The organism is Alkalibacterium sp. s-m-28, assembly GCF_054658175.1.
Genome location: NZ_BAAGIQ010000535.1, coordinates 1 through 206, shown reverse-complemented (window position 1 = coordinate 206; position 206 = coordinate 1). Strand labels below are relative to the sequence as shown.

General features: G+C 40.3%; 1 pseudogene. It reads left to right on the top strand.

Going from position 1 to position 206, the window contains the following annotated elements:
* A pseudogene (locus tag ACYQ4S_RS13165) lies at nt 1-206 on the top strand (IS4 family transposase); the annotation flags it as partial.

Here is a 206-nt window from a genome sequence, read left to right as displayed (position 1 = left end):
CGTTGGCAAAATCTTTTCTCAGCTCCAAAAAGAAAGCCAATCGCTTAAGTGAAGCAGATGAGCGAGTAGACAAACGGACCGTTGGATATAAACGCCGTCAAGAAGCTCAAAAGAAAGCAACAGAAACAATGTTTGATTTACTAAATGCTCTACCTTTAAACCGTTTAAAGGCAAACACGATTCTCTTTGATAGCTGGTTTGGTCAC